A 22,926-nucleotide genomic window follows, 5' to 3' on the forward strand; every position below is an offset into this window, starting at 1 on the left:
TTCTGGAGTAAACCACCATGTCTGAAGGCTGGAATATTGCCGTCCTCGGCGCGACGGGCGCCGTCGGCGAAGCGTTGCTTGAAACCCTGGCTGAACGTCAGTTCCCGGTTGGAGAAATTTTTGCGCTGGCGCGTAATGAAAGCGCAGGCGAACATCTGCGCTTTGGTGGTAAGTCAGTGATTGTGCAGGATGCGGCTGAATTCGACTGGACGCAGGCGCAACTGGCCTTTTTCGTTGCCGGCGTCGACGCCACGGCAGCCTGGGTAGAAGAGGCGACTAATGCGGGCTGTCTGGTCATTGATTCCAGCGGTCTGTTTGCACTCGAGCCGGACGTCCCGCTGGTGGTGCCGGAAGTGAATCCGTTTGTGCTGGCAGATTACCGCAATCGTAATGTGATTGCCGTGCCGAACAGCCTGACCAGCCAGTTGCTGGCCGCGTTGAAGCCGCTCATCGATCAAGGGGGACTCTCTCGCATCACCGTAACCAGTCTGCTTTCTGCGTCAGCGCACGGCAAGAAAGCCGTCGATGCTCTGGCTGGACAGAGCGCGAAATTGCTGAACGGGATCCCTGTCGATGACGATGATTTCTTTGGCCGCCAGCTGGCGTTCAACATGTTGCCGCTGTTGCCGGATCGCGAAGGTAGCGTGCGTGAAGAGCGGCGGATCGTCGATGAAGTCCGCAAAATCATGCAGGACGAGGGGGTGATGATCTCGGCAAACTGCGTTCAGTCCCCGGTGTTTTACGGTCACGCGCAGATGGTGGCTTTTGAAGCTCTGCGTCCACTGGCTGCCGAAGAGGCACGCGATGCTTTTGCCCGTGGTGAAGACATTGTGCTGTCAGAAGAGAGTGATTTCCCGACTCAGGTTGGCGACGCCACAGGCAGCGCACACCTCTCCGTGGGCTGCGTGCGTAACGATTACGGCATGCCGGAGCAGGTTCAGTTCTGGTCCGTGGCGGATAATATCCGCTTTGGCGGCGCGCTGATGGCGGTGAAGATCGCGGAAAAACTGGTGCAGGAGTATCTGTACTGATGTCTGACCAGCAACAACTGCCGGTGTATAGAATTGCGCTGGGCATCGAGTATGACGGTAGCAAATATTATGGCTGGCAGCGTCAGAATGAAGTCCGCAGTGTGCAGGAAAAGCTGGAAAAGGCGCTCTCGCAGGTCGCCAACGAGCCGATTAACGTCTTTTGCGCCGGACGCACTGATGCCGGCGTGCACGGCACCGGGCAGGTTGTGCATTTTGAAACCTCCGCGCTGCGCAAAGATGCGGCATGGACACTGGGTGTAAATGCGAATTTACCTGGTGACATTGCGGTGCGATGGGTGAAAGCTGTACCGGAAGATTTTCACGCACGTTTCAGCGCTACGGCTCGCCGATATCGTTACATCATCTACAATCATCGGTTACGTCCGGCGGTGTTAGGTAAAGGTGTGACGCATTATTATGAGCCGCTGGACGCCGAGCGCATGCATCGTGCGGCGCAGTGTCTGATTGGCGAGAATGACTTTACGTCGTTTCGCGCCGTCCAGTGCCAGTCGCGCACACCGTGGCGCAACGTGATGCACATCACTGTTTCGCGTCATGGCGCGTATGTGGTGGTCGATATCAAAGCGAATGCCTTTGTACATCATATGGTCAGGAACATTGTTGGCAGCCTGATGGAAGTAGGTGCCCACAACCAGCCGGAGAGCTGGATAGCAGAGTTGTTAGCGGCAAAGGACAGAACGCTTGCAGCGGCAACGGCGAAAGCTGAAGGACTGTATCTGGTGGCGGTGGACTACCCTGACCGGTTTGATCTTCCTAAACCGCCCATGGGCCCGCTCTTTCTGGCGGACTAATTTGCGTCGTACAAAGGTATAGGCAACTATGGACCTGATTTATTTTCTCATCGATTTTATCCTGCACATTGATGTGCATCTGGCGGAACTGGTCGCAGAATACGGCGTCTGGGTTTACGCGATTTTGTTTCTGATTCTGTTTTGTGAAACCGGACTGGTGGTGACGCCGTTCCTGCCAGGGGATTCTCTGCTGTTTGTGGCGGGGGCGCTGGCGTCGCTTGGCACCAACGATCTCAATGTGCACGTGATGGTGTTGTTGATGCTGATTGCCGCGATTGTCGGCGATGCAGTGAACTACACTATTGGTCGATTGTTTGGTGAGAAGTTATTCAGTAACCCGAACTCGAAGATTTTCCGTCGCAGCTATCTGGACAAAACGCACCAGTTTTACGAAAAACACGGTGGAAAAACCATCATTCTCGCCCGTTTTGTGCCGATCGTCAGAACATTTGCGCCGTTTGTGGCGGGAATGGGACATATGTCTTATCGTCATTTTGCGGCTTATAACGTGATAGGCGCTCTGCTGTGGGTTCTGCTCTTTACTTACGCAGGTTACTTCTTTGGTACCATTCCGATGATTCAGAACAACCTTAAATTGCTGATTGTAGGGATTATTGTGGTGTCTGTTCTGCCGGGCGTGGTGGAAATTATTCGCCATAAACGCGCTGCGTCACGTGTAACAAAATAGAAACTAACTCGGCGGTTCGACCACTTTTTTGTCCAAAGTTTCGGGCTGTTATGTTTTAATGTGCAACATTCATGGTCTGTTGGGGGCAAAAATGGCATTATGCGCCCCCACGGCAAAACTGGAACACACCAGGTTCAGGCAGAAAGGTCATAAATGAGCTGGATTGAACGAATTAAAAGCAACATTACTCCCACCCGCAAGGCAAGCATTCCTGAAGGGGTGTGGACTAAGTGTGATAGCTGCGGTCAGGTTTTATACCGTGCTGAGCTGGAACGTAATCTTGAGGTCTGTCCGAAGTGTGACCATCACATGCGTATGTCGGCGCGTAACCGCCTGCATAGCCTGTTAGATGAAGGAACGCTGGTGGAGCTGGGTAGCGAACTTGAGCCGAAAGACGTACTGAAGTTCCGTGACTCCAAGAAATACAAAGACCGTCTGGCTTCCGCGCAAAAGGAAACCGGCGAGAAAGATGCGCTGGTGGTGATGAAAGGCACGCTTCACGGTATGCCGGTTGTCGCCGCGGCATTTGAGTTTGCTTTCATGGGCGGCTCGATGGGGTCTGTGGTTGGCGCACGTTTTGTGCGTGCTGTTGAGCAGGCGCTGGAAGATAACTGCCCGCTGGTGTGCTTCTCCGCCTCCGGCGGCGCGCGTATGCAGGAAGCGCTGATGTCGCTGATGCAGATGGCGAAAACCTCTGCGGCGCTGGCAAAAATGCAGGAGCGCGGTCTGCCGTACATCTCCGTGCTGACCGACCCAACGATGGGCGGTGTCTCTGCAAGCTTCGCGATGCTGGGCGATCTCAACATCGCTGAACCGAAAGCGCTGATCGGCTTTGCTGGTCCGCGCGTTATCGAACAAACCGTACGTGAGAAACTGCCGCCGGGATTCCAGCGCAGTGAGTTTCTGATCGAAAAAGGCGCTATCGATATGATCGTCCGCCGTCCGGAGATGCGCCTAAAACTGGCAAGCATTCTGGCGAAGCTGATGAATCTGCCGGCGCCGAATCCGGATACTCCGCGTGAAGGCGTGGTGGTGCCACCGGTGCCGGATCAGGAACCCGAGGCCTGATAACTGAAAAGGGCAGGGCCACAGGCGCTGCCCTTTTGCTTTCTCAACGTAACGAATTTACGGGCATCATGAATAACAAACGCATTCCTAAAGCCGCGTCGCCCCTGGCCTCGTGGCTTTCTTATCTGGAAAACCTCCACGCAAAAACGATCGATCTGGGCCTGGAACGCGTAAGCCAGGTGGCTGCGCGACTGCGTGTGCTGAAGCCTGCGCCGTTTGTCTTCACCGTGGCCGGCACCAATGGCAAAGGCACCACCTGCCGGACGCTGGAATCCATACTGACGGCGGCGGGATACAAAGTCGGGGTATACAGTTCACCGCATCTGGTGCGCTACACTGAACGTGTGCGCGTGCAGGGCAAAGAATTGCCCGAAGCGGCCCACACCGAATCCTTCGCGGAGATCGAAGCGGCACGTGGGGATATCTCGCTGACCTATTTTGAATACGGCACGCTGTCTGCGCTGTGGCTGTTTAAGCAGGCGCAACTGGATGTGGTGATTCTGGAGGTCGGGTTGGGTGGACGACTGGACGCGACGAACATTGTCGATGCCGATGTTGCCGTGGTCACCAGCATTGCGCTGGATCATACCGACTGGCTGGGTCCCGATCGTGAAAGCATTGGTCGCGAAAAGGCCGGCATCTTCCGTGCGGATAAGCCGGCGATTGTCGGCGAACCGGAAATGCCCTCTACCATTGCCGATGTGGCGCAGGAGAAAGGTGCGCGGTTACAGCGCCGTGGCGAAGACTGGCAGTTTACGGTAACGGAGACGGGGTGGTCCTTCCGCGACGGCCATGGCACGCTGGCCGATTTACCGCTACCTCAGGTGCCACAGCCCAATGCGGCGACCGCGCTGGCGGCACTGCGCGCCAGTGGTCTGAACGTCAGCGAGCAGGCGATCCGCGACGGCATTGCCCAGGCGATTTTACCGGGACGTTTCCAGATTGTGAGCGAGTCGCCGCGCGTCATCCTCGATGTCGCGCATAATCCCCATGCGGCGGAATATCTGACCGGACGGCTGAAAATGTTGCCGAAAAGGGGGCGCGTTCTTGCCGTTATCGGTATGCTACATGATAAGGATATCGCAGGGACGTTGGCCTGGTTGAAAAGCGTGGTTGACGACTGGTATTGTGCTCCGCTGGAAGGCCCTCGAGGGGCGACGGCAGAGCAGCTGCTGGAACATCTCGGTAAAGGCAGTGTCTATGACAGTGTCGCGCTGGCATGGCACGCTGCTCTGGCAGACGCGAGACCAGAAGATACCGTACTGGTGTGTGGCTCGTTTCACACGGTTGCACATGTCATGGAAGTGATGGACGCGGGGAGAATCGGTGGCGAGTAAGTTTCAGAATCGTTTAGTCGGCACGATTGTGCTGGTTGCGCTGGGCGTGATTGTGCTGCCCGGGCTGCTCGACGGGCAGAAAAAACATTATCAGGATGAATTCGCAGCGATCCCGCTGGTTCCGAAACCAGGCGATCGCGACGAACCGGATATGATGCCCGCGGCAACACAGGCATTACCCACTCAACCGCCAGAAGGGGCGGCGGAAGAGGTGCGTGCAGGCGATGCGGCGGCTCCGTCGCTGGATCCTTCACGCTATGCGTCAGCCAACAACCCTGAGCTTGAACCGACGCCAGCGCCCGTAGAGCAACCCAAACCTAAACCGGTTGAAAAACCGAAGCCACAACCGAAGCCGCAGCCGCCTGTGGAGGCTACGCCCGAACCGGCTCCTGCGCCAAAACCAGCGACGGAAGAGAAACCGGCGCCGACGGGCAAAGCCTACGTTGTACAGCTCGGCGCGCTGAAAAATGCCGATAAGGTCAATGAGATCGTGGGTAAACTTCGTAGTGCGGGTTTCCGGGTATATACTTCTCCGTCAACGCCAGTACAGGGTAAAATAACCCGTATTCTCGTGGGGCCGGATGCATCGCGCGACAAGCTGAAAGGTTCGCTCGGCGAGTTACAGCAAATCTCCGGATTAAGCGGTGTGGTGATGGGCTACAACCCGAATTGAGTCACGGTTTTATCCGCCGGACAGGGTGATGCCACCGCGTCCGGCAATGCCCGAAGAGGCAAAAAGTCTGATGGCGTTGAATATTTTTTCAGCGCCATTTTTATTTACGCGCGGGAAGGAAATCCCTACGCAAACGTTTTCTTTTTCTGTTAGAATGCGCCCCGAACAGGACGACAGGGCGTAAAATCGTGGGACACATATGGTCTGGATTGATTACGCCATTATCGCGGTGATTGGGTTTTCCTGTCTGGTTAGCCTGATCCGTGGCTTTGTTCGTGAAGCGTTATCGTTGGTGACATGGGGTTGTGCTTTCTTTGTCGCCAGCCATTACTACACTTACCTGTCTGTCTGGTTTTCGGGCTTTGAAGACGAACTGGTTCGAAACGGGATTGCCATCGCGGTGCTGTTTATCGCGACGCTGATCGTCGGCGCCATTGTGAACTACGTGGTAGGGCAACTGGTTGAGAAAACCGGTCTGTCAGGTACCGACCGGGTTCTGGGAGTCTGTTTCGGGGCTCTGCGTGGTGTGTTGATTGTTGCTGCCATTCTGTTCTTTCTCGACACCTTTACCGGCCTGTCGAAAAGCGAAGACTGGAGTAAGTCACAACTGATCCCGGAGTTCAGTTTCATCATCAGATGGTTCTTTGACTATCTGCAAAGCTCGTCAAGTTTCTTGCCCAGAGCATAAGCGTTGGGTTGTAGCTTAACGAGGAAAAAGACGTATGTGCGGTATTGTCGGTATCGCCGGTGTTATGCCGGTTAACCAGTCGATTTATGACGCCTTAACAGTGCTCCAGCATCGTGGTCAGGATGCCGCTGGCATTATCACCATCGATGCAAATAACTGCTTCCGTTTGCGTAAAGCAAACGGCCTGGTGAGTGATGTATTTGAAGCTCGTCACATGCAGCGTATGCAGGGCAACATGGGCATCGGTCATGTGCGTTACCCAACGGCTGGTAGCTCCAGCGCCTCTGAAGCTCAACCTTTCTACGTCAACTCTCCGTACGGCATCACGCTTGCCCACAATGGCAATCTGACCAATGCCCACGAACTGCGTAAAAAGCTGTTTGAAGAGAAGCGCCGCCATATCAATACCACCTCAGATTCTGAGATTCTGCTCAATATCTTCGCCAGCGAACTGGATAACTTCCGCCACTATCCGCTGGAAGCAGACAATATTTTTGCTGCGATTGCCGCGACTAATCGCCAGATCCGCGGCGCGTATGCCTGCGTGGCGATGATTATCGGTCACGGGATGGTGGCCTTTCGCGACCCGAACGGTATCCGTCCGCTGGTGTTGGGTAAACGCGATATCGGTGATGGTCGCACCGAGTATATGGTGGCGTCTGAGAGCGTCGCGCTGGATACCCTGGGCTTTGAATTTCTGCGTGATGTTGCGTCGGGTGAAGCGGTCTATATCACTGAGAAAGGGCAACTGTTCACCCGTCAGTGTGCTGAAAACCCGGTCAGCAATCCGTGTCTGTTCGAATATGTTTACTTCGCGCGTCCGGACTCCTTCATCGACAAGATTTCCGTCTACAGCGCCCGTGTGAATATGGGGACAAAGCTTGGCGAAAAGATTGCCCGCGAATGGGAAGATCTGGATATCGATGTGGTCATTCCGATTCCAGAAACCTCCTGCGATATCGCGCTGGAAATTGCGCGTATTCTCGGCAAGCCGTACCGTCAGGGATTTGTGAAAAACCGCTATGTCGGTCGTACCTTTATCATGCCGGGACAACAGTTACGCCGTAAGTCTGTACGCCGCAAACTGAACGCTAACCGTGCGGAGTTCCGTGATAAAAACGTCCTGCTGGTGGATGACTCCATCGTGCGCGGCACCACCTCAGAGCAGATTATTGAGATGGCGCGTGAGGCGGGGGCGAAGAAAGTGTATCTGGCTTCCGCCGCACCAGAAATTCGTTTCCCGAACGTGTACGGTATCGACATGCCTACCGCAAACGAGCTGATTGCACATGGTCGCGAAGTAGATGAGATTCGCCAGATCATCGGTGCAGACGGTCTTATCTTTCAGGATCTTAACGATCTAATTGACGCCGTGCGTGCCGAGAACCCGGATATTCAGCAGTTTGAATGTTCCGTGTTTAACGGCGTATACGTCACGAAGGATGTGGATCAGCAGTATCTCGATTTCCTCGATTCCCTGCGTAATGACGATGCCAAAGCGGTTCAGTTGCAGAACGAAGTCGAAAACCTCGAGATGCATAACGAAGGGTAATCCTGACCTGCCAGGGGGCGAATCCGCCCCCTGACTTGCAACTCCCCATAAAATCCTGCAAAGTCAGCCCAGAAGTCAGACAGGGCGATAAATCATGAAACGACTCATAGTAGGGATCAGCGGTGCCAGCGGTGCCATTTACGGCGTGCGGCTGTTACAGGTTTTGCGCGATGTACCGGACGTTGAAACGCATCTGATCATGAGTCAGGCCGCCCGCCAGACGCTGTCTCTCGAGACTGACTTATCCTTGCGTGACGTTCAGGCGCTCGCCAGCGTGACGCACGATGCGCGTGATATTGCCGCCAGCATTTCATCAGGCTCATTTCCGACGGCTGGCATGGTGATTCTGCCATGCTCTATCAAAACGCTTTCCGGTATTGTGCATAGCTATACCGATGGCTTGTTGACCCGCGCGGCAGACGTGGTGTTGAAAGAGCGCCGTCCGCTGGTGCTGTGCGTTCGGGAAACGCCGCTCCATCTTGGGCATCTGCGCCTAATGACTCAGGCGGCGGAAATTGGTGCCGTCATTATGCCGCCGGTTCCGGCGTTTTATCATCGACCTCAGACACTGGATGATGTGATTAATCAAACAGTTAATCGCGTACTCGATCAGTTTGATGTTGCCCTGCCGCAGGACCTCTTCACCCGTTGGCAGGGGGCATAATGCTGCGCCGTCAGCGTGCCTTTTTGCATCAGTTGCCCTGTTTCAGGGCAATTTTGTAACCGCGATCATATCCTCAACATTTAATTCGCTAAATCCCGTCGAAACGCTGCGGTTCATCCTGCAGACCTGCTATCTTCAACATCAGGACAATATTGCAACGTTTTATTAACATATTTAACGTCGAATATCCCGCGCGGCGCGAAAATGGCATAAGACCTGCATGAAAAAGCCTGCAAACACACAACACAACGTAAAACATAATAAAGTCATTCCACTTGAGGGTTATGTATGAAGAAGTCAATTCTCGCTCTGTCATTGCTGATTGGTCTTTCTGCTACTGCATCGAGCTATGCCGCGCTGCCGCAAACGGTGCGCATTGGCACAGACACAACCTATGCCCCGTTCTCTTCGAAAGACGCTAAAGGCGATTTTGTCGGCTTTGATATCGATCTGGGCAATGAGATGTGTAAGCGTATGCAGGTCAAATGTACCTGGGTCGCCAGTGATTTTGATGCGCTGATCCCATCACTCAAAGCGAAGAAAATTGATGCCATTATCTCTTCGCTCTCTATTACCGATAAGCGCCAGCAGGAAATTGCCTTTTCTGACAAGTTGTACGCGGCGGACTCGCGTTTGATCGCGGCAAAAGGCTCACCGATTCAACCGACGCTTGACGCCCTGAAAGGTAAGCACGTTGGCGTGTTACAAGGCTCAACTCAGGAAGCGTATGCCAATGATATCTGGCGCAGTAAGGGCGTGGATGTGGTGGCCTATGCAAACCAGGATCTGATCTATTCCGACCTGACTGCGGGCCGTCTAGATGCGGCATTGCAGGATGAAGTGGCTGCCAGCGAAGGCTTCCTCAAACAGCCTGCGGGCAAAGACTATGCTTTTGCCGGTCCTTCCGTCAAAGATAAAAAGTACTTCGGCGACGGCACGGGTGTCGGTTTACGTAAAGATGATGCTGAACTAAAGGCCGCCTTTGATAAGGCGCTGGCCGATCTGCGTCAGGATGGCACTTATGACAAGATGGCGAAAAAGTACTTTGACTTTAACGTCTACGGCGACTGATACCTCGATAAGGGGAGCGGATTGCACCGTTTGGGTTAGCCATTGCGGTGCGTGACAGGAGAAATGCACCCTCATGGTGCAATTATTGCGGGTAAACAGGGCGGGAGTGCATATTTAAGCGCTTTTCATGCAAATTAAACCGGGCGACAGGGTAGAATGTTTTGCCTTGTCGACCCGATTAGTGGCACGATAACTGCACCTGGTCCTGTAAACATCCCCTATAAAAGACAGTCTGTTGAGGATAGTTATGAAAAAACTGGTGTTATCTCTTTCTCTGGTCCTGGCTTTCTCCAGTGCTACCGCAGCATTTGCCGCCATTCCGCAAAAAGTTCGTATTGGTACCGATCCGACCTACGCCCCGTTTGAGTCAAAGAATGCCCAGGGGGAATTAGTCGGTTTTGATATCGATCTGGCGAAAGAGCTGTGCAAACGTATCAATACACAATGTACCTTCGTTGAGAACCCGCTGGATGCGCTGATCCCTTCGTTGAAAGCGAAGAAAATCGACGCGATCATGTCCTCGCTTTCGATTACTGAAAAACGTCAGCAGGAAATCGCCTTCACCGACAAACTTTATGCAGCCGACTCTCGTCTGGTGGTGGCTAATACGTCTGACATTCAACCTACCGTTGAGTCGCTGAAAGGCAAACGCGTCGGTGTGCTGCAGGGCACCACCCAGGAGACGTTTGGTAACGAACACTGGGCGCCAAAAGGCATCGAAATCGTTTCGTATCAGGGCCAGGACAATATTTACTCCGACCTGACTGCCGGGCGTATTGATGCCGCATTCCAGGACGAAGTTGCCGCGAGCGAAGGCTTCCTGAAACAACCCGTTGGCAAAGATTACAAATTCGGCGGCCCGTCTGTGAAAGACGAGAAACTGTTTGGTGTAGGGACCGGTATGGGTCTGCGCAAAGAGGATAACGAATTGCGCGAAGCCCTGAACAAAGCGTTTGCAGAAATGCGCGCTGACGGAACTTACGAGAAGCTGGCGAAGAAGTACTTTGATTTTGATGTTTATGGCGGTTAATCACCGCAGGTGCAGATAAAGTCCGCTCCCTCCTGTTGTCAGGAGGGAGAAAAGAGGCTTCTAACTCGCCACTCACGACAGGACAGGCAGCATGTTGTACGGGTTTTCAGGTGTTATTTTACAGGGCGCAATTGTCACGCTGGAGCTGGCTCTCAGTTCCGTGGTGTTGGCCGTTCTGATCGGCCTCGTCGGGGCGGGGGCCAAACTCTCGCAAAACCGGGTGACGGGGCTTATTTTCGAAGGATATACCACCCTCATTCGCGGGGTGCCGGATCTGGTGCTGATGCTGCTGATTTTTTATGGCTTGCAGATAGCACTTAACGCGTTAACTGATGCGATAGGCATCAACCAGATTGATATCGACCCGATGGTCGCCGGTATTATTACGCTCGGCTTTATTTACGGCGCCTATTTTACGGAAACTTTTCGCGGTGCCTTTATGGCGGTCCCTAAAGGTCATATTGAAGCGGCGACGGCCTTCGGTTTCACCTCTTCGCAAACCTTTCGTCGCATTATGTTTCCGGCGATGATGCGATATGCGCTGCCGGGGATTGGCAACAACTGGCAGGTGATCCTCAAAGCGACAGCGCTGGTCTCGTTGCTCGGTCTGGAAGATGTGGTAAAAGCCACGCAACTGGCCGGGAAGAGTACCTGGGAGCCTTTCTATTTCGCCATCGTCTGCGGACTTATCTATCTGGTTTTTACTACGGTTTCCAATGGTGTGCTGTTGTTCCTTGAGCGCCGTTATTCCGTCGGTGTGAAGAGGGCTGACCTGTGATCGAGATTATTCAGGAGTACTGGAAATCCCTGTTGTGGACGGACGGTTATCGCTTTACGGGCGTGGCGATTACGCTGTGGCTGCTGATCTCCTCCGTGGTGATGGGCGGTCTTCTGGCGGTGATTCTGGCGATTGGCCGCGTCTCCAGCAACAAATTCGTTCAGTTTCCCATCTGGCTATTTACCTATATTTTCCGTGGGACACCGCTGTATGTTCAGCTACTGGTGTTCTATTCAGGGATGTACACGCTGGAAATAGTCAAAGGCACTGATTTTCTTAACGCCTTTTTCCGCAGCGGTCTGAACTGTACCGTTCTGGCGCTGACGCTGAACACCTGTGCGTATACGACGGAGATTTTCGCCGGGGCGATTCGCTCGGTTCCACACGGTGAAATTGAAGCGGCGCGGGCGTATGGTTTCTCCTCATTCAAAATGTATCGTTGCATTATTCTGCCTTCGGCGCTGCGTATCGCGTTACCCGCGTACAGCAACGAAGTCATTTTGATGCTGCACTCCACGGCGCTGGCCTTCACCGCGACGGTCCCGGATCTGCTGAAAATCGCCCGTGATATTAACTCGGCGACCTATCAGCCCTTTACCGCCTTCGGTATTGCCGCCGTACTGTACCTGATCATATCGTATGTCCTGATAAGCCTCTTCCGCCGGGCGGAAAGACGCTGGTTGCAGCATGTTTCCTCTAAATAATTCGAGTAACACGATGTCTGAGAATAAATTAAACGTTATCGATTTGCACAAACGCTACGGCGAACACGAAGTGCTGAAAGGGGTTTCGCTGCAGGCCAACGCCGGGGATGTGATCAGTATTATTGGCTCATCCGGATCGGGGAAAAGCACGTTCTTGCGCTGCATAAACTTCCTCGAAAAACCGAGCGAAGGGTCGATTGTGGTCAATGGCCAGAACATCAACCTGGTGCGTGACAAAGATGGTCAGCTAAAGGTGGCGGATAAAAATCAGCTTCGTTTACTGCGTACGCGTCTGACGATGGTGTTTCAGCATTTTAACCTGTGGAGCCACATGACGGTGCTGGAAAACGTGATGGAAGCGCCGATTCAGGTACTGGGTCTGAGCAAACAGGAGGCCCGCGAACGGGCGATCAAATACCTGGCAAAAGTCGGCATTGATGAACGTGCCCAGGGGAAATATCCGGTGCATCTTTCTGGTGGTCAGCAGCAGCGGGTGTCGATTGCGCGCGCGTTGGCAATGGAACCAGAAGTGTTGCTCTTTGATGAACCGACTTCGGCGCTGGATCCTGAACTGGTGGGTGAGGTGCTGCGTATCATGCAGCAACTGGCGGAAGAGGGAAAAACGATGGTGGTGGTGACGCATGAAATGGGCTTTGCTCGCCATGTTTCCAGCCACGTTATTTTTCTGCATCAGGGGAAAATCGAAGAAGAGGGGGATCCGGAGCAACTCTTTGGCAATCCGCAAAGTCCACGCCTGCAACAGTTCCTGAAAGGATCGCTAAAGTGACATTTCGCTGTTGGCGTGGTGTTAATCAGAGCCTGGTGGTCTGATTATGCATCGCGCCATCAGACGCTAAAATGCTTCTGCCTCCAGACGGTATCCCCAGTCATCATAGCGGATGCCGTTGACCTCAAACGCTTTCTCCAGTACTTGCGTACGCACAAATCCGAGCTTTTCCAGCAGACGAACTGACCCCTGATTCTCGGCTAGCACCCAGGCGTTGATGGCTTTCACACCGGCATCGCGGAAGGCATAGTCGCAGACAGCCCGAACGGCTTCACTGGCGATACCGCGTCCCTGGACGGCGGGGATCACGCAATAACCGATATCCGCTTCCTGCGGAAAATGATGGCTGATTTGCAAACCAATATCGCCCAGTGGCGTGGCATCGTTATGCTGGCGGATCACGAAAGTGTGTTTAGACGTAAGGCGACGTGCAAACAGCAAACGCGTTTCGCGTTCGGGGCAGAGGTTGCCCATGAAACGCATAACGTCCGGATTTTCACGAAGCGCGAGGAAAAAGGGCCAGTCTGTGGGTTGAAACGGGGAAAGCGTCAGTCGTTCGGTTATGAGTCGTGCCATAAAATCGCCATTCCGGAAGCCAGTGAGACTACCTTACCACCGGAATGGCGGGGGTGAACAGGGAGGATGTTAGCGAATGACATCCGCCAACGCTTCTTCAAGGTCATACCAACGGAAGGGAAATCCGGCGGCTTCCAGTCGTTTTGGCAGGGCACGCTGCCCACCCAGCACCAGCACGGACGACTCGCCCATCAGCAGGCGAATAACCGTAGCCGGTACGCGAAGAATCGCAGGCCGCTGCAGGGCATGACCCAGCGCATGAGCAAACTGCTCATTGCGTACCGGATAAGGTGAAACCATGTTGAACGGTCCACGCAGGTCGTTATCCAGCAGCCAGAGGATCGCATTGACCATGTCATCAATGTGGATCCAGGACAGATACTGGCGACCGTTGCCAATGGGACCACCGAGGCCCAGGCGAAACGGCGGGATCATTTTGGCGAGGATTCCCCCCTTTGGTGCCAGCACGACACCGGTACGCAGCAGGCAAACGCGAGTTTTGTCGCTTTGCGCCTCACAGGCAATTTGTTCCCAGCGGGCGCAAAGCTTATGGGTGAATTCGTTATGCGGAGGCTCTTCCTCGGTGACAACCACCTCACCCAAATCACCGTAATAACCTGTGGCAGAACCCGAAATCAGTACCGACGGCGGCGTCTCACTGGCGTTAATGAGGTCTGCCAGTTTCTGGGTGATGCGCCAGCGGCTCTGGCACAGGCGATCTTTTTGCTCTGTCGTCCAGCGCTTGTCAGCAATGGGTTCACCGGCCAGGTTAATCACCGCATCGATACCGTCGAGGTTGTGCTTATCTTCCAGTGTGTTCCACAGTATGACCCGATCATTGAGTTTTTTTCGGGCGTCATCGGGGCGGCGGGTCAATACCGTCACCTGATGACCCAGTTCCTGCAGGCGCGGGACCAGGTGTCCTCCGATAAGGCCAGTCCCTCCGGTTACCAGTATCTTCATGCAGCCTCCCGTGATAGCGGTTAGCGCTGCCAGCTCAACGTCATGGAGACAGAATCGGCATAACGCAACGCGTGTAGTTTGTCGACTTCCACTTCAGCATAAGTGACCCAGTGGTGTTCGCGTGCGATATCGAGCACATCCTGGGTTAATTTTTCTAACAATGAGAAGCGGTTGTTCTCAACGTGCAGGATGATGTTTTTGGTGATCGTACGGTAATTCAACGCGTCATTGATATCTTCGCTGACGCGGGCCCTGTCTGCCGGATAGTGAATCGCAACGTTGATGACAATATCCTGTCGGTTATTGATCTCTTCCTCTTTGATACCGATGAAAGTGCGTAAGCGAAGGTTTTTTATACGAATTATAGCGTCATGATGTGACATTGCAGGTCTCCTCCATGTATGAACTCTCGCATGATACACGAGAACCCGGCCGCGTTATCTTTTTGCACTCGCAGGATCCTGCTGTGCCAGCATCATTGCGCGCTCCGTAGCGGGCCGACTGCGAATGCGTTCAGCCCAATTCTTCACGGCGGGGAACATGTCAAGATCGACGCGCTGACGCTGCCAGGCGTTTACCCACGGCCAGCAGGCGATATCGGCAATGCTGTAATGCTCGCCGCCCAGCCACGGCGATGTTTCCAGCCGTTTATTGAGGACGCTGTACAGCCGCTGTGTTTCCACCTGATAGCGCTCGATAGCATAGGGGATGGCCTGCGGGGCGAAATGGTTGAAATGGTGATTCTGACCGAGCATCGGCCCCAGCCCGCTCACCTGCCAGAACAGCCATTGCAGCGTGGTATGGCGTTCGCGCAATTCGCCGCTAAGCAACAGGCCGCTCTTTTCTGCCAGATAGAGCAAAATGGCGCCGGACTCAAACAGGCTGAGCGGTGCGCCGCCATCGACCGGAGCATGATCGACGATGGCGGGGATTTTGTTGTTGGGTGAAATGGCGAGAAAATCAGGGCGAAACTGATTACCTCTACTGATATCCACCTTAATGAGTCGGTAGTCCAGCGCAGCCTCTTCAAGGAAGATCGTAATCTTGTGCCCATTGGGTGTCGGGGCGTAATAAAGGTCGATCATTGCAGCTCCACAACGTGTTTATCGGATAAGCCAACCACAAGTATAGAAAGCCTGTCGTGCTGTGTGAGTTTTCATCAGGTGACAGCGAGCGAAAGACCCTCTATGTTGGGAGAAAAGCCTAATAACGACGAGGATGCTATGAGTAAACCCAACATCACGCTTTGGTCAGACGCGAACTTTTTCTCTCCCTACGTGCTGTCTGTCTATGTCGCTTTGCAGGAAAAGGGACTGCCGTTTAGCCTGAAAACCGTCGACCTTGATAATGGTGAACATCTACAACCGGGCTGGCAGGGCTATGCACTGACTCGCAGGGTGCCATTGCTGGAGATAGATGGTTTTGAGCTGAGCGAGTCCTCCGCGATAGCTGAATATCTGGAAGACAGTTTTGCGCCGCCCACCTGGGAGCGAATCTACCCTCATGACCTGCAAAAGCGCGCGCGTGCGCGGCAGATACAGGCATGGTTACGCAGTGATTTAATGCCCATACGAGAAGAGCGTCCGACGGATGTCGTTTTTGGTGGGGTAAAGAAAGGACCGCTGAGCGAAGCGGGGAAAGTCAGCGCGGAAAAACTGTTCGCCACCGCGGGGAATCTGTTGGCACACGGTATGCCAAATCTGTTCGGAGAATGGTGTCTGGCGGATACCGATTTAGCCCTGATGCTCAACCGTCTGGTTCTCAACGGCGACGACGTCCCGGAGCGGCTGGCGGAATATGCAGCATTTCAATGGCAACGCGCATCTGTCCAGCGTTATATTGCGCTTTCCGCGAAGCGTTCAGGCTGATAAAGCGTCTACAATCCAGTATCATAATGCGGTTTTTGATGACACGGAGTATGTGATGAAACTGATGTTTGCATCCGACATTCACGGGTCCTTACCTGCCACAGAGCGCGTGCTGACCTTGTTTTCCCGCAGCGGCGCGCAGTGGCTGGTGATACTGGGAGATGTACTCAACCACGGGCCGCGAAATGCTTTACCCGAAGGCTACGCGCCCGCTCAGGTGGCTGAGCGACTCAATGAGCAGGCGGCGCAGATTATCGCCGTACGGGGAAACTGTGATAGCGAAGTTGATCAGATGCTGCTGAAGTTTCCAATGACCGCGCCCTGGCAGCAGGTACTACTGGAAAATCAGCGGCTGTTTCTGACGCATGGTCATCTCTTTGGGCCGGATAATCTGCCCGCTCTACGCGCCAGCGATGTCCTGGTGTATGGGCATACGCATCTGCCGGTGGCTGATAAAAAGGGCGATATTTATCACTTCAACCCGGGTTCAGTGAGCATTCCTAAGGGGGGCTTTCAGGCAAGTTATGGCCTGCTGGACGATAATGTTTTAAGCGTTATCGCACTCAATGATCAAAGTATCATTGCACAGGTTGCGATTAATTCGTAATTTACCCCAACATATGTAAATGCGCCGTAAGAGCGCCAGAAAAAGAAGGTTTCCTGATGGTGGAACAGCGTCGTTTGGCAAGTACGGAATGGGTGGATATTGTGAATGAAGACAACGAAGTCATTGCGCAATCCAGCCGGGAACAGATGCGAGCGCAGGGCCTGCGTCATCGTGCGACCTATATTGTCGTACACGACGGGATGGGCAAAATACTGGTGCAGCGTCGTACCGAGACAAAAGACTTTTTACCCGGAATGTTAGATGCCACTGCCGGTGGCGTTGTGCAGGCCGACGAACAACTGCTGGATTCTGCCCGCCGCGAAGCGGAAGAAGAGTTAGGCATTGCCGGTGTGCCATTCGCCGAACACGGTCAGTTCTACTTCGAAGATAAGAACTGTCGCGTCTGGGGAGCGCTGTTCAGCTGTGTGTCACATGGCCCGTTCGCCTTACAGGAAGAAGAGGTCAGCGAAGTGTGCTGGCTGACGCCAGAAGAAATTACCGCCCGCTGCGATGAATTCACGCCCGACTCTCTGAAGGCGCTGGCGCTGTGGATGACCCGTAACGCTAAAAACGAAGCGGCCAGGTCAGAGTCGCAGCAAGAGAAGCAGGAAGAAGCCGAGTAACCGCTCAGCAACTCTCCCTTACGCATAAACTGGAGGCGATCGGTTTTTGATCGCGCCAGTTGCCATCCTCAAACCGCGCCAGTAATGCTCGTCCGGCCTCAATGCCAATCTTACGATGTGGCACTGCCATCGTAGTCAACGGCGGCTGGCAAACCCTGCTCACATCGCTATCGCCAAATCCAACTACCGCTAAATCGTCAGGCACCTTGATGCGTCGCCGTTGGCACTCAAACAGCACACCGCAGGCCAGTTCATCCGACACGCAAACCAGCGCGTCGAGTTCAGGCCAGGCGAGAATAAACTCGGGAAGCTGCGAAGCGCCGGTGGAGAAGTTGGGGGGGAGTGCCGCGTTGATCACCCGATTCGGCGACATGTGGTGGCGCAGCATTGCCTTGTACCAGCCCTGCAGGTGCTGCTGAAAAATCCACTGTTCCTGATTGGCACAAAGCAGTCCAATGTTCTGATAGCCGCGTTGAATTAACATTTCAGTGAGTTCAAACATTGCTGCGACGTTATCAATACCAATGTTCATATCAATGGGATCGCTACGAATCGCCCCCATCTCCATGACCGGAATTCTGGCGTTTTTCAGCCAGTTCCGCACGGTGTCGCTGTGCTCGACGCTGAGCAAAATGGCGGCGGCAATATTGGAGGCCAGCAGCGTCTCCAGTAACGTTTCTTCCTGTTCCAGGCGATGACGGGACTCTGCCAGCATGATCTGGTATCCGGCGGGCTGCAGGACTTCCTGCAAGCCTGCGAACATCTCCGAGCAGCCAGCCTCAGAGAGATTCGGTACGACCATCGCAATGGTTCGTGACGACGCAGACGCCAGCGCACTTGCTGCCAGATTGGGCATGTAGCCCAGTTCATGCACTGCAGCGTCTATTTTTTCCCGGAGTTTATCGGAAACCTGTTCAGGCGTGCGCAGTGCGCGAGAGACGGTCATGGTGCCGACACCAGCAAGTTGAGCGACATCAGCAATAGTCACTTTGCCTGTACTACGTCGTTTTCGGGTCAGAGACATACACATTCCTGCGCAATTACAACCAGTTGAGCCGCTTTTTATCGTCATTCTTTGCTTCGCATACTGGGCAAGTATACGCCTTTAATGGCTTTCAATGCTGTGATTTTACCCGGTAATTGTATTTTGATAGCGCTATCACATATCTGAACGATATCTTTTGATAGCGCTATCTTTGTGAGAACGATCGCAGATATGGTTTCAGGGGTTGAATAAAGTTTGTTCACATTGAGCGAAAAATGAGGAGGAGACGTGCTAAATAAATGGTTAACGGAGACAACCATCATGCTGCGCGAGAGTGTGGCGGACTGGCAACAGGCTCTTGAGTGGTGTGCCAGACCTTTGATCGCTGCCGGGGTTATTACACCGGAATACCTCACCGCCATCGTCGCGCAGCATCAGCAACTGGGACCTTATTACGTTCTGGCGCCGGGTCTGGCGATGCCGCATGCCAGACCCGAAGAAGGGGCAAAAGCATTAGGGCTCTCATTATTAAAACTGGAGCACGGTGTTTCATTTGGCGCAGGCGAATTTGATCCTGTCGATATTATTATCATGCTGGCGGCACCGGATAAACACAGCCATATTGCCATGATATCCGCACTGGCCGAATTATTTTCAAGCGATGAGGACCTGACGCAATTACATCAGGCAACCACTCTGGAGGAAATCAAAACAGTCATTTCGCGTTTCTGATTTAAGTCATCTCGGCATTTTCTAAAACATGACGCGAAAGCGTGATGTGGGCGCACTCTACCTAAAAAAGGGGATAATAATGAAAATTCTGGCGATTTGTGGTTCTGGCCTGGGTAGCAGTTTTATGGTCGAAATGAATATTAAAAAAGTGCTCAAGAAACTTAATATTCAGGCAGACGTTGAACATTCCGATCTCTCCTCCGCCACACCAGGCGCTGCCGATCTGTTTGTGATGGCAAAGGATATTGCCGCCAGCGCCAGTGTACCGGAAACTCAACTGGTGGTGATTAACAATATTATCGATATCAATGAACTGGAAGCGCAATTGCGCGCATGGTTCGACAAACAATAACTGTACATGCACTCTGGCATGCAAACGGCCCGATGGCGGTTCGCGCCCTGATGTGCATAAAGCGAGGTGGATATGTTTATCCTTGAAACGCTGAATTTTGTTGTTGATATTCTTAAAGTCCCCTCCGTGCTGGTAGGGTTAATTGCATTAATTGGCCTGGTGGCACAGAAGAAATCTTTTTCCGATGTGATAAAAGGGACAATTAAAACGATTCTGGGGTTTATTGTTCTTGGCGGCGGCGCAACGGTGTTGGTGGGTTCATTAAATCCGCTAGGCGGAATGTTTGAGCACGCCTTTAATATTCAGGGCATCATTCCTAATAATGAAGCCATTGTCTCTATCGCCCTGGAGAAATATGGTGCCTCAACTGCGCTTATTATGGCTTTCGGGATGGTGGCGAATATTATTGTCGCCCGCTTCACGCGCCTGAAGTATATCTTCCTGACCGGGCATCATACGTTTTATATGGCCTGTATGATCGGCGTTATTCTGACCGTCGCTGGATTCGATGGAATTGGCCTGGTTTTCACAGGCTCGCTGATTCTGGGGCTGGTGATGGCTTTTTTCCCCGCGCTGGCGCAGCGTTACATGCGGCGGGTCACCGGGAATGATGAGATTGCTTTTGGTCACTTCGGCACGCTGGGATATGTGCTGTCAGGCTGGATTGGCAGCGTCTGCGGCAAAGGTTCCCGTTCGACCGAAGAGATGAATCTGCCGAAGAATCTGAGCTTTTTGCGCGACAGTTCAATCTCTATCTCTCTGACCATGATGATCATCTATCTGATTATGGCGATCAGCGCCGGTCGGGAATATGTCGAAAGTACCTTCAGCGGCGGGCAGAACTATCTGGTTTACGCCATCATCATGGCGATCACCTTTGCCGCTGGGGTGTTTATTATTCTGCAAGGTGTCCGTCTGATTCTGGCAGAAATCGTCCCGGCGTTTACCGGTTTTTCTGAAAAGCTGGTGCCTAACGCGCGACCCGCGCTGGATTGTCCGGTGGTCTATCCCTATGCCCCGAATGCGGTACTGATTGGCTTCCTGTTCAGTTTTCTCGGCGGGCTGGTAGGGCTGTTCCTGCTGGGACAGATGAAACTGGTGCTGATCTTGCCTGGCGTCGTTCCTCACTTTTTTACTGGCGCAACGGCCGGGGTGTTTGGTAACGCCACCGGTGGGCGTCGCGGGGCCATGATTGGCGCGTTTGCCAATGGCCTGTTAATCACCTTCCTGCCGGTTCTCCTCCTGCCCGTACTGGGCGCGATTGGTTTTGCCAATACCACCTTCTCGGATGCTGACTTTGGCGTCATTGGCATCGTTCTCGGCAACCTGGCTCGTTATTTGTCGCCTTTTGCCATTACGGGACTGGTTGTGGCGTTGTTTGCGCTGTTGGTGGCCTGGAACCTGTTCGCAAAAAACCGGACGGTTGCAGGTCAGACTAAGGAAAATACGGGAGCCAAATCATGAATGTAAAGGCGGTAACCCAACTGGCGCGGGAGATTCGCATCGCCACCCTGAAGTCGCTTATTCATCTCGGCTTTGGCCATTTTGGCGGCTGTATGTCGGTGGTGGAAACGCTGGCGGTGTTGTATGGCGAGGTGATGAACATTGACCCTGCCGATCCGGACTGGCCAGAGAGGGACTATTTCGTATTGTCAAAAGGGCATGCCGGACCGGCGCTGTATAGTACGCTGGCGCTGAAAGGCTACTTCCCGGTCGAAGAATTGAACACGCTGAACCAGAATGGCACGCGTCTGCCCAGTCACCCGGACAGGCTTAAGACGCGCGGCGTTGATGCGACGACAGGATCCCTGGGGCAGGGCATTTCTATCGCCGGGGGGATGGCGCTGTCGCACAAACTGGCGCAGCGGACGAACCGGGTATTCTGCATTGTTGGCGATGGCGAGCTCAATGAAGGGCAGTGCTGGGAAGCGTTCCAGTTTATTGCCCATCATCGACTGAACAACCTGACGGTCTTCGTTGACTGGAATAAGCAGCAACTGGACGGCGAACTGAACGACATCATTCACCCGTTTTGTCTTGAAGATAAATTCCGTGCATTTGGTTTTGAGGCGTTCACGGTGAAAGGGGATGACATCCCTGGTCTGCTGGCGGTGGTACAACCGGTTCTGGATAACCAGGCTCGTCCACGCGTTGTGATTCTTGACAGCATCAAAGGGCAAGGGGTGCCGTATCTGGAGCAATTAGCTAACTCACATCACCTGCGCCTGACGGATGAGACCAGACACGCGCTGAACGATAATCTTCGCCAACTGGAGGCTACGCATGATTAAGCTCGCGCCCGCAGGACAAAAAGACAGTGTGGAGATGCGCAAGGTTTATGCCGGTTTTGTCGCGAAAGAAGTGGCAGCGGGAAGTCCGATCATTGCGCTGGAAGCGGATTTGATGAGCTCCATGGCGATGGATGGCGTGGCGCGCGACTATCCGCAACATGTTATTAATTGCGGCATCATGGAGGCAAACGTTATTGGTACCGCGGCGGGGCTGGCGCTGACCGGGCGCAGGCCGTTTGTGCATACCTTTACGGCGTTCGCCAGTCGCCGCTGTTTCGATCAATTGTTTATGTCGCTCGATTATCAGCGGAGTAACGTCAAAGTCATCGCCTCAGATGCTGGCGTGACCGCCTGTCATAACGGCGGGACGCACATGTCTTTCGAAGATATGGGTATCGTTCGTGGGCTGGCGCATTCGGTGGTGCTGGAAGTCACAGATGCCGTCATGTTTGACGATATCTTACGTCAACTGATTGACCTCGACGGGTTTTACTGGGTACGTACCATCCGTAAGCAGGCACCGAGTATTTACGCCTCGGGATCGACCTTTACGCTGGGGAAAGGAAATGTGTTGCGGGAAGGCAATGATGTCACCTTAATTGCTAATGGGATTATGGTCGCTGAAGCGCTGGAAGCGGCACGCCAACTGGAGCGGATGGGGGTCAGTACGGCTGTCATCGACATGTTCACTCTCAAGCCTATCGATCGCATGCTGGTGAAGAACTATGCCGAAAAAACGGGGCGAATTGTGACCTGTGAAAATCACAGTATCCATAATGGGCTGGGATCGGCGGTAGCGGAAGTACTGGTAGAAACCTGCCCGGTTCCGATGCGGCGGGTTGGCGTCAGGGAGCGCTACGGACAGGTCGGCACTCAGGATTTCTTACAGGAAGAGTATGGACTCACTGCGGCAGCGATTGTGACTGCCGCAAAATCACTGCTTTAGAAAGGAGAAGCCGGATGAGCGCTAACGCTTATCCGGCTTGCAGGACATCATCTTTGTAGGCCGGATAAGGCACACTAGCGTCGCCATCCGGCATTTTGGA

Annotated in this window: 27 protein-coding genes; 22 read left to right on the top strand and 5 right to left on the bottom strand. The window is 53.6% G+C overall.

Features of this window, described 5'->3' with window-relative positions; all coding sequences use genetic code 11:
- Nucleotides 1-17: 17 nt before the first annotated feature.
- The 14 genes from I6L53_RS06690 (at nt 18) to hisP (ending at nt 12,883) form a co-directional block, all read left to right on the top strand.
- Complete coding sequence (locus tag I6L53_RS06690) at nt 18-1,031, top strand: aspartate-semialdehyde dehydrogenase (RefSeq protein WP_042317758.1); 1,014 nt, start codon at nt 18-20, stop codon at nt 1,029-1,031.
- Nucleotides 1,031-1,843, top strand: coding sequence for a tRNA pseudouridine(38-40) synthase TruA (gene truA / locus I6L53_RS06695; RefSeq protein WP_042317759.1), 813 nt, complete (start codon nt 1,031-1,033; stop codon nt 1,841-1,843). Before I6L53_RS06690 ends, truA begins: the two co-directional genes overlap by 1 nt.
- A 28-nt stretch (nt 1,844-1,871) precedes the next feature.
- Nucleotides 1,872-2,531 carry a DedA family protein gene (locus I6L53_RS06700; protein ID WP_042317760.1) on the top strand — a complete coding sequence of 220 codons (660 nt, stop codon included), beginning with the start codon at nt 1,872-1,874 and terminating at the stop codon, nt 2,529-2,531.
- A 153-nt stretch (nt 2,532-2,684) separates the two neighbouring features.
- The gene (gene accD / locus I6L53_RS06705; RefSeq protein ID WP_042317761.1) at nt 2,685-3,599 is read left to right on the top strand and encodes an acetyl-CoA carboxylase, carboxyltransferase subunit beta; all 915 of its coding nucleotides are present in this window, start codon (nt 2,685-2,687) and stop codon (nt 3,597-3,599) included.
- Between the two features lie 68 nt (nt 3,600-3,667).
- Nucleotides 3,668-4,936 (top strand): bifunctional tetrahydrofolate synthase/dihydrofolate synthase, encoded by a 1,269-nt coding sequence (gene folC / locus I6L53_RS06710; RefSeq protein WP_042317922.1) that lies wholly within the window; start codon nt 3,668-3,670, stop codon nt 4,934-4,936.
- Nucleotides 4,926-5,609 (top strand): cell division protein DedD, encoded by a 684-nt coding sequence (gene dedD / locus I6L53_RS06715; RefSeq protein WP_042317763.1) that lies wholly within the window; start codon nt 4,926-4,928, stop codon nt 5,607-5,609. The genes folC and dedD overlap by 11 nt, the downstream gene beginning before the upstream one ends.
- Nucleotides 5,610-5,808: 199 nt before the next feature.
- A complete protein-coding gene (gene cvpA / locus I6L53_RS06720; protein ID WP_042317764.1) occupies nt 5,809-6,297 on the top strand; it encodes a colicin V production protein in 489 nt (162 codons plus the stop codon).
- Between the two features lie 34 nt (nt 6,298-6,331).
- Nucleotides 6,332-7,849: an amidophosphoribosyltransferase gene (purF, locus tag I6L53_RS06725; RefSeq protein ID WP_042317765.1), complete on the top strand. Its 1,518-nt coding sequence runs from the start codon at nt 6,332-6,334 to the stop codon at nt 7,847-7,849.
- 94 nt (nt 7,850-7,943) lie between these two features.
- Nucleotides 7,944-8,513, top strand: a complete 570-nt coding sequence (locus tag I6L53_RS06730) for a UbiX family flavin prenyltransferase (RefSeq protein WP_042317766.1) — start codon at nt 7,944-7,946, stop codon at nt 8,511-8,513.
- A gap of 288 nt (nt 8,514-8,801) precedes the next feature.
- Complete coding sequence (argT, locus tag I6L53_RS06735) at nt 8,802-9,584, top strand: lysine/arginine/ornithine ABC transporter substrate-binding protein ArgT (protein WP_042317767.1); 783 nt, start codon at nt 8,802-8,804, stop codon at nt 9,582-9,584.
- Nucleotides 9,585-9,831: 247 nt separating this feature from the next.
- On the top strand, nt 9,832-10,614 hold the full coding sequence (hisJ, locus tag I6L53_RS06740; RefSeq protein ID WP_042317769.1) for a histidine ABC transporter substrate-binding protein HisJ: 783 nt from the start codon (nt 9,832-9,834) through the stop codon (nt 10,612-10,614).
- A 91-nt stretch (nt 10,615-10,705) separates the two neighbouring features.
- A complete protein-coding gene (locus I6L53_RS06745; RefSeq protein WP_042317770.1) occupies nt 10,706-11,392 on the top strand; it encodes a histidine ABC transporter permease HisQ in 687 nt (228 codons plus the stop codon).
- A complete protein-coding gene (gene hisM, locus I6L53_RS06750) occupies nt 11,389-12,096 on the top strand; it encodes a histidine ABC transporter permease HisM (RefSeq protein ID WP_042317771.1) in 708 nt (235 codons plus the stop codon). Before I6L53_RS06745 ends, hisM begins: the two co-directional genes overlap by 4 nt.
- Before the next feature lie 13 nt (nt 12,097-12,109).
- Nucleotides 12,110-12,883 carry a histidine ABC transporter ATP-binding protein HisP gene (hisP, locus tag I6L53_RS06755; protein ID WP_042317772.1) on the top strand — a complete coding sequence of 258 codons (774 nt, stop codon included), beginning with the start codon at nt 12,110-12,112 and terminating at the stop codon, nt 12,881-12,883.
- A 66-nt stretch (nt 12,884-12,949) separates the two neighbouring features.
- Here the strand turns inward: hisP and I6L53_RS06760 are convergent, their stop codons facing one another.
- The 4 genes from I6L53_RS06760 to yfcG form a co-directional block, all read right to left on the bottom strand.
- Nucleotides 12,950-13,459 (bottom strand): GNAT family N-acetyltransferase, encoded by a 510-nt coding sequence (locus I6L53_RS06760; protein WP_042317773.1) that lies wholly within the window; start codon nt 13,457-13,459, stop codon nt 12,950-12,952.
- A gap of 69 nt (nt 13,460-13,528) precedes the next feature.
- A complete protein-coding gene (locus tag I6L53_RS06765) occupies nt 13,529-14,422 on the bottom strand; it encodes a TIGR01777 family oxidoreductase (protein WP_042317775.1) in 894 nt (297 codons plus the stop codon).
- Between the two features lie 20 nt (nt 14,423-14,442).
- Nucleotides 14,443-14,805: a dihydroneopterin triphosphate 2'-epimerase gene (folX, locus tag I6L53_RS06770; protein ID WP_042317776.1), complete on the bottom strand. Its 363-nt coding sequence runs from the start codon at nt 14,803-14,805 to the stop codon at nt 14,443-14,445.
- 54 nt (nt 14,806-14,859) lie between these two features.
- Nucleotides 14,860-15,507: a GSH-dependent disulfide bond oxidoreductase gene (gene yfcG, locus I6L53_RS06775; RefSeq protein ID WP_042317777.1), complete on the bottom strand. Its 648-nt coding sequence runs from the start codon at nt 15,505-15,507 to the stop codon at nt 14,860-14,862.
- A 138-nt stretch (nt 15,508-15,645) separates the two neighbouring features.
- Here yfcG and yfcF point away from each other — a divergent pair, with 138 nt between their 5' ends.
- From yfcF to yfcD, 3 genes are read left to right on the top strand one after another with little or no spacing between them, the layout of a single operon-like run.
- Nucleotides 15,646-16,290 carry a glutathione transferase gene (yfcF, locus tag I6L53_RS06780; protein WP_042317779.1) on the top strand — a complete coding sequence of 215 codons (645 nt, stop codon included), beginning with the start codon at nt 15,646-15,648 and terminating at the stop codon, nt 16,288-16,290.
- 55 nt (nt 16,291-16,345) lie between these two features.
- Nucleotides 16,346-16,897 (top strand): phosphodiesterase, encoded by a 552-nt coding sequence (gene yfcE, locus I6L53_RS06785; protein WP_042317780.1) that lies wholly within the window; start codon nt 16,346-16,348, stop codon nt 16,895-16,897.
- 56 nt (nt 16,898-16,953) lie between these two features.
- Nucleotides 16,954-17,520, top strand: a complete 567-nt coding sequence (gene yfcD, locus I6L53_RS06790) for an NUDIX hydrolase YfcD (protein ID WP_042317782.1) — start codon at nt 16,954-16,956, stop codon at nt 17,518-17,520.
- 4 nt (nt 17,521-17,524) lie between these two features.
- On the opposite strand, the gene I6L53_RS06795 is transcribed toward yfcD, so the two are convergent.
- Entirely contained in the window at nt 17,525-18,544 is a 1,020-nt protein-coding gene (locus I6L53_RS06795; RefSeq protein ID WP_042317783.1) for a LacI family DNA-binding transcriptional regulator, read from the bottom strand.
- 282 nt (nt 18,545-18,826) lie between these two features.
- Here I6L53_RS06795 and I6L53_RS06800 point away from each other — a divergent pair, with 282 nt between their 5' ends.
- The 5 genes from I6L53_RS06800 to I6L53_RS06820 all read left to right on the top strand — a co-directional run bounded on the left by I6L53_RS06800 (nt 18,827) and on the right by I6L53_RS06820 (nt 22,826).
- Nucleotides 18,827-19,237, top strand: a complete 411-nt coding sequence (locus I6L53_RS06800; RefSeq protein WP_217437769.1) for a PTS sugar transporter subunit IIA — start codon at nt 18,827-18,829, stop codon at nt 19,235-19,237.
- A gap of 79 nt (nt 19,238-19,316) precedes the next feature.
- Nucleotides 19,317-19,589: a PTS sugar transporter subunit IIB gene (locus I6L53_RS06805; protein ID WP_042317787.1), complete on the top strand. Its 273-nt coding sequence runs from the start codon at nt 19,317-19,319 to the stop codon at nt 19,587-19,589.
- 72 nt (nt 19,590-19,661) lie between these two features.
- Complete coding sequence (locus I6L53_RS06810) at nt 19,662-21,053, top strand: PTS ascorbate transporter subunit IIC (protein ID WP_042317788.1); 1,392 nt, start codon at nt 19,662-19,664, stop codon at nt 21,051-21,053.
- The gene (locus I6L53_RS06815; protein ID WP_042317789.1) at nt 21,050-21,880 is read left to right on the top strand and encodes a transketolase; all 831 of its coding nucleotides are present in this window, start codon (nt 21,050-21,052) and stop codon (nt 21,878-21,880) included. Before I6L53_RS06810 ends, I6L53_RS06815 begins: the two co-directional genes overlap by 4 nt.
- Nucleotides 21,873-22,826, top strand: coding sequence for a transketolase family protein (locus I6L53_RS06820; RefSeq protein ID WP_042317791.1), 954 nt, complete (start codon nt 21,873-21,875; stop codon nt 22,824-22,826). The genes I6L53_RS06815 and I6L53_RS06820 overlap by 8 nt, the downstream gene beginning before the upstream one ends.
- Nucleotides 22,827-22,926: the final 100 nt, after the last annotated feature.

Source organism: Citrobacter farmeri, assembly GCF_019048065.1.
Taxonomy (GTDB): Bacteria; Pseudomonadota; Gammaproteobacteria; order Enterobacterales; family Enterobacteriaceae; genus Citrobacter_A; species Citrobacter_A farmeri.

Excerpts from the sequence above, each read along its gene's own strand:
- I6L53_RS06690 (WP_042317758.1), top strand. The coding sequence starts at position 18 with ATGTCTGAAGGCTGGAATATTGCCGTCCTCGGCGCGACGGGCGCCGTC.
- truA (WP_042317759.1), top strand. The coding sequence starts at position 1,031 with ATGTCTGACCAGCAACAACTGCCGGTGTATAGAATTGCGCTGGGCATC.
- I6L53_RS06700 (WP_042317760.1), top strand. The coding sequence starts at position 1,872 with ATGGACCTGATTTATTTTCTCATCGATTTTATCCTGCACATTGATGTG.
- accD (WP_042317761.1), top strand. The coding sequence starts at position 2,685 with ATGAGCTGGATTGAACGAATTAAAAGCAACATTACTCCCACCCGCAAG.
- folC (WP_042317922.1), top strand. The coding sequence starts at position 3,668 with ATGAATAACAAACGCATTCCTAAAGCCGCGTCGCCCCTGGCCTCGTGG.
- cvpA (WP_042317764.1), top strand. The coding sequence starts at position 5,809 with ATGGTCTGGATTGATTACGCCATTATCGCGGTGATTGGGTTTTCCTGT.
- purF (WP_042317765.1), top strand. The coding sequence starts at position 6,332 with ATGTGCGGTATTGTCGGTATCGCCGGTGTTATGCCGGTTAACCAGTCG.
- I6L53_RS06730 (WP_042317766.1), top strand. The coding sequence starts at position 7,944 with ATGAAACGACTCATAGTAGGGATCAGCGGTGCCAGCGGTGCCATTTAC.
- argT (WP_042317767.1), top strand. The coding sequence starts at position 8,802 with ATGAAGAAGTCAATTCTCGCTCTGTCATTGCTGATTGGTCTTTCTGCT.
- hisJ (WP_042317769.1), top strand. The coding sequence starts at position 9,832 with ATGAAAAAACTGGTGTTATCTCTTTCTCTGGTCCTGGCTTTCTCCAGT.
- I6L53_RS06745 (WP_042317770.1), top strand. The coding sequence starts at position 10,706 with ATGTTGTACGGGTTTTCAGGTGTTATTTTACAGGGCGCAATTGTCACG.
- hisP (WP_042317772.1), top strand. The coding sequence starts at position 12,110 with ATGTCTGAGAATAAATTAAACGTTATCGATTTGCACAAACGCTACGGC.
- I6L53_RS06760 (WP_042317773.1), bottom strand. The coding sequence starts at position 13,459 with ATGGCACGACTCATAACCGAACGACTGACGCTTTCCCCGTTTCAACCC.
- I6L53_RS06765 (WP_042317775.1), bottom strand. The coding sequence starts at position 14,422 with ATGAAGATACTGGTAACCGGAGGGACTGGCCTTATCGGAGGACACCTG.
- folX (WP_042317776.1), bottom strand. The coding sequence starts at position 14,805 with ATGTCACATCATGACGCTATAATTCGTATAAAAAACCTTCGCTTACGC.
- yfcG (WP_042317777.1), bottom strand. The coding sequence starts at position 15,507 with ATGATCGACCTTTATTACGCCCCGACACCCAATGGGCACAAGATTACG.
- yfcF (WP_042317779.1), top strand. The coding sequence starts at position 15,646 with ATGAGTAAACCCAACATCACGCTTTGGTCAGACGCGAACTTTTTCTCT.
- yfcE (WP_042317780.1), top strand. The coding sequence starts at position 16,346 with ATGAAACTGATGTTTGCATCCGACATTCACGGGTCCTTACCTGCCACA.
- yfcD (WP_042317782.1), top strand. The coding sequence starts at position 16,954 with ATGGTGGAACAGCGTCGTTTGGCAAGTACGGAATGGGTGGATATTGTG.
- I6L53_RS06795 (WP_042317783.1), bottom strand. The coding sequence starts at position 18,544 with ATGTCTCTGACCCGAAAACGACGTAGTACAGGCAAAGTGACTATTGCT.
- I6L53_RS06800 (WP_217437769.1), top strand. The coding sequence starts at position 18,827 with ATGCTGCGCGAGAGTGTGGCGGACTGGCAACAGGCTCTTGAGTGGTGT.
- I6L53_RS06805 (WP_042317787.1), top strand. The coding sequence starts at position 19,317 with ATGAAAATTCTGGCGATTTGTGGTTCTGGCCTGGGTAGCAGTTTTATG.
- I6L53_RS06810 (WP_042317788.1), top strand. The coding sequence starts at position 19,662 with ATGTTTATCCTTGAAACGCTGAATTTTGTTGTTGATATTCTTAAAGTC.
- I6L53_RS06815 (WP_042317789.1), top strand. The coding sequence starts at position 21,050 with ATGAATGTAAAGGCGGTAACCCAACTGGCGCGGGAGATTCGCATCGCC.
- I6L53_RS06820 (WP_042317791.1), top strand. The coding sequence starts at position 21,873 with ATGATTAAGCTCGCGCCCGCAGGACAAAAAGACAGTGTGGAGATGCGC.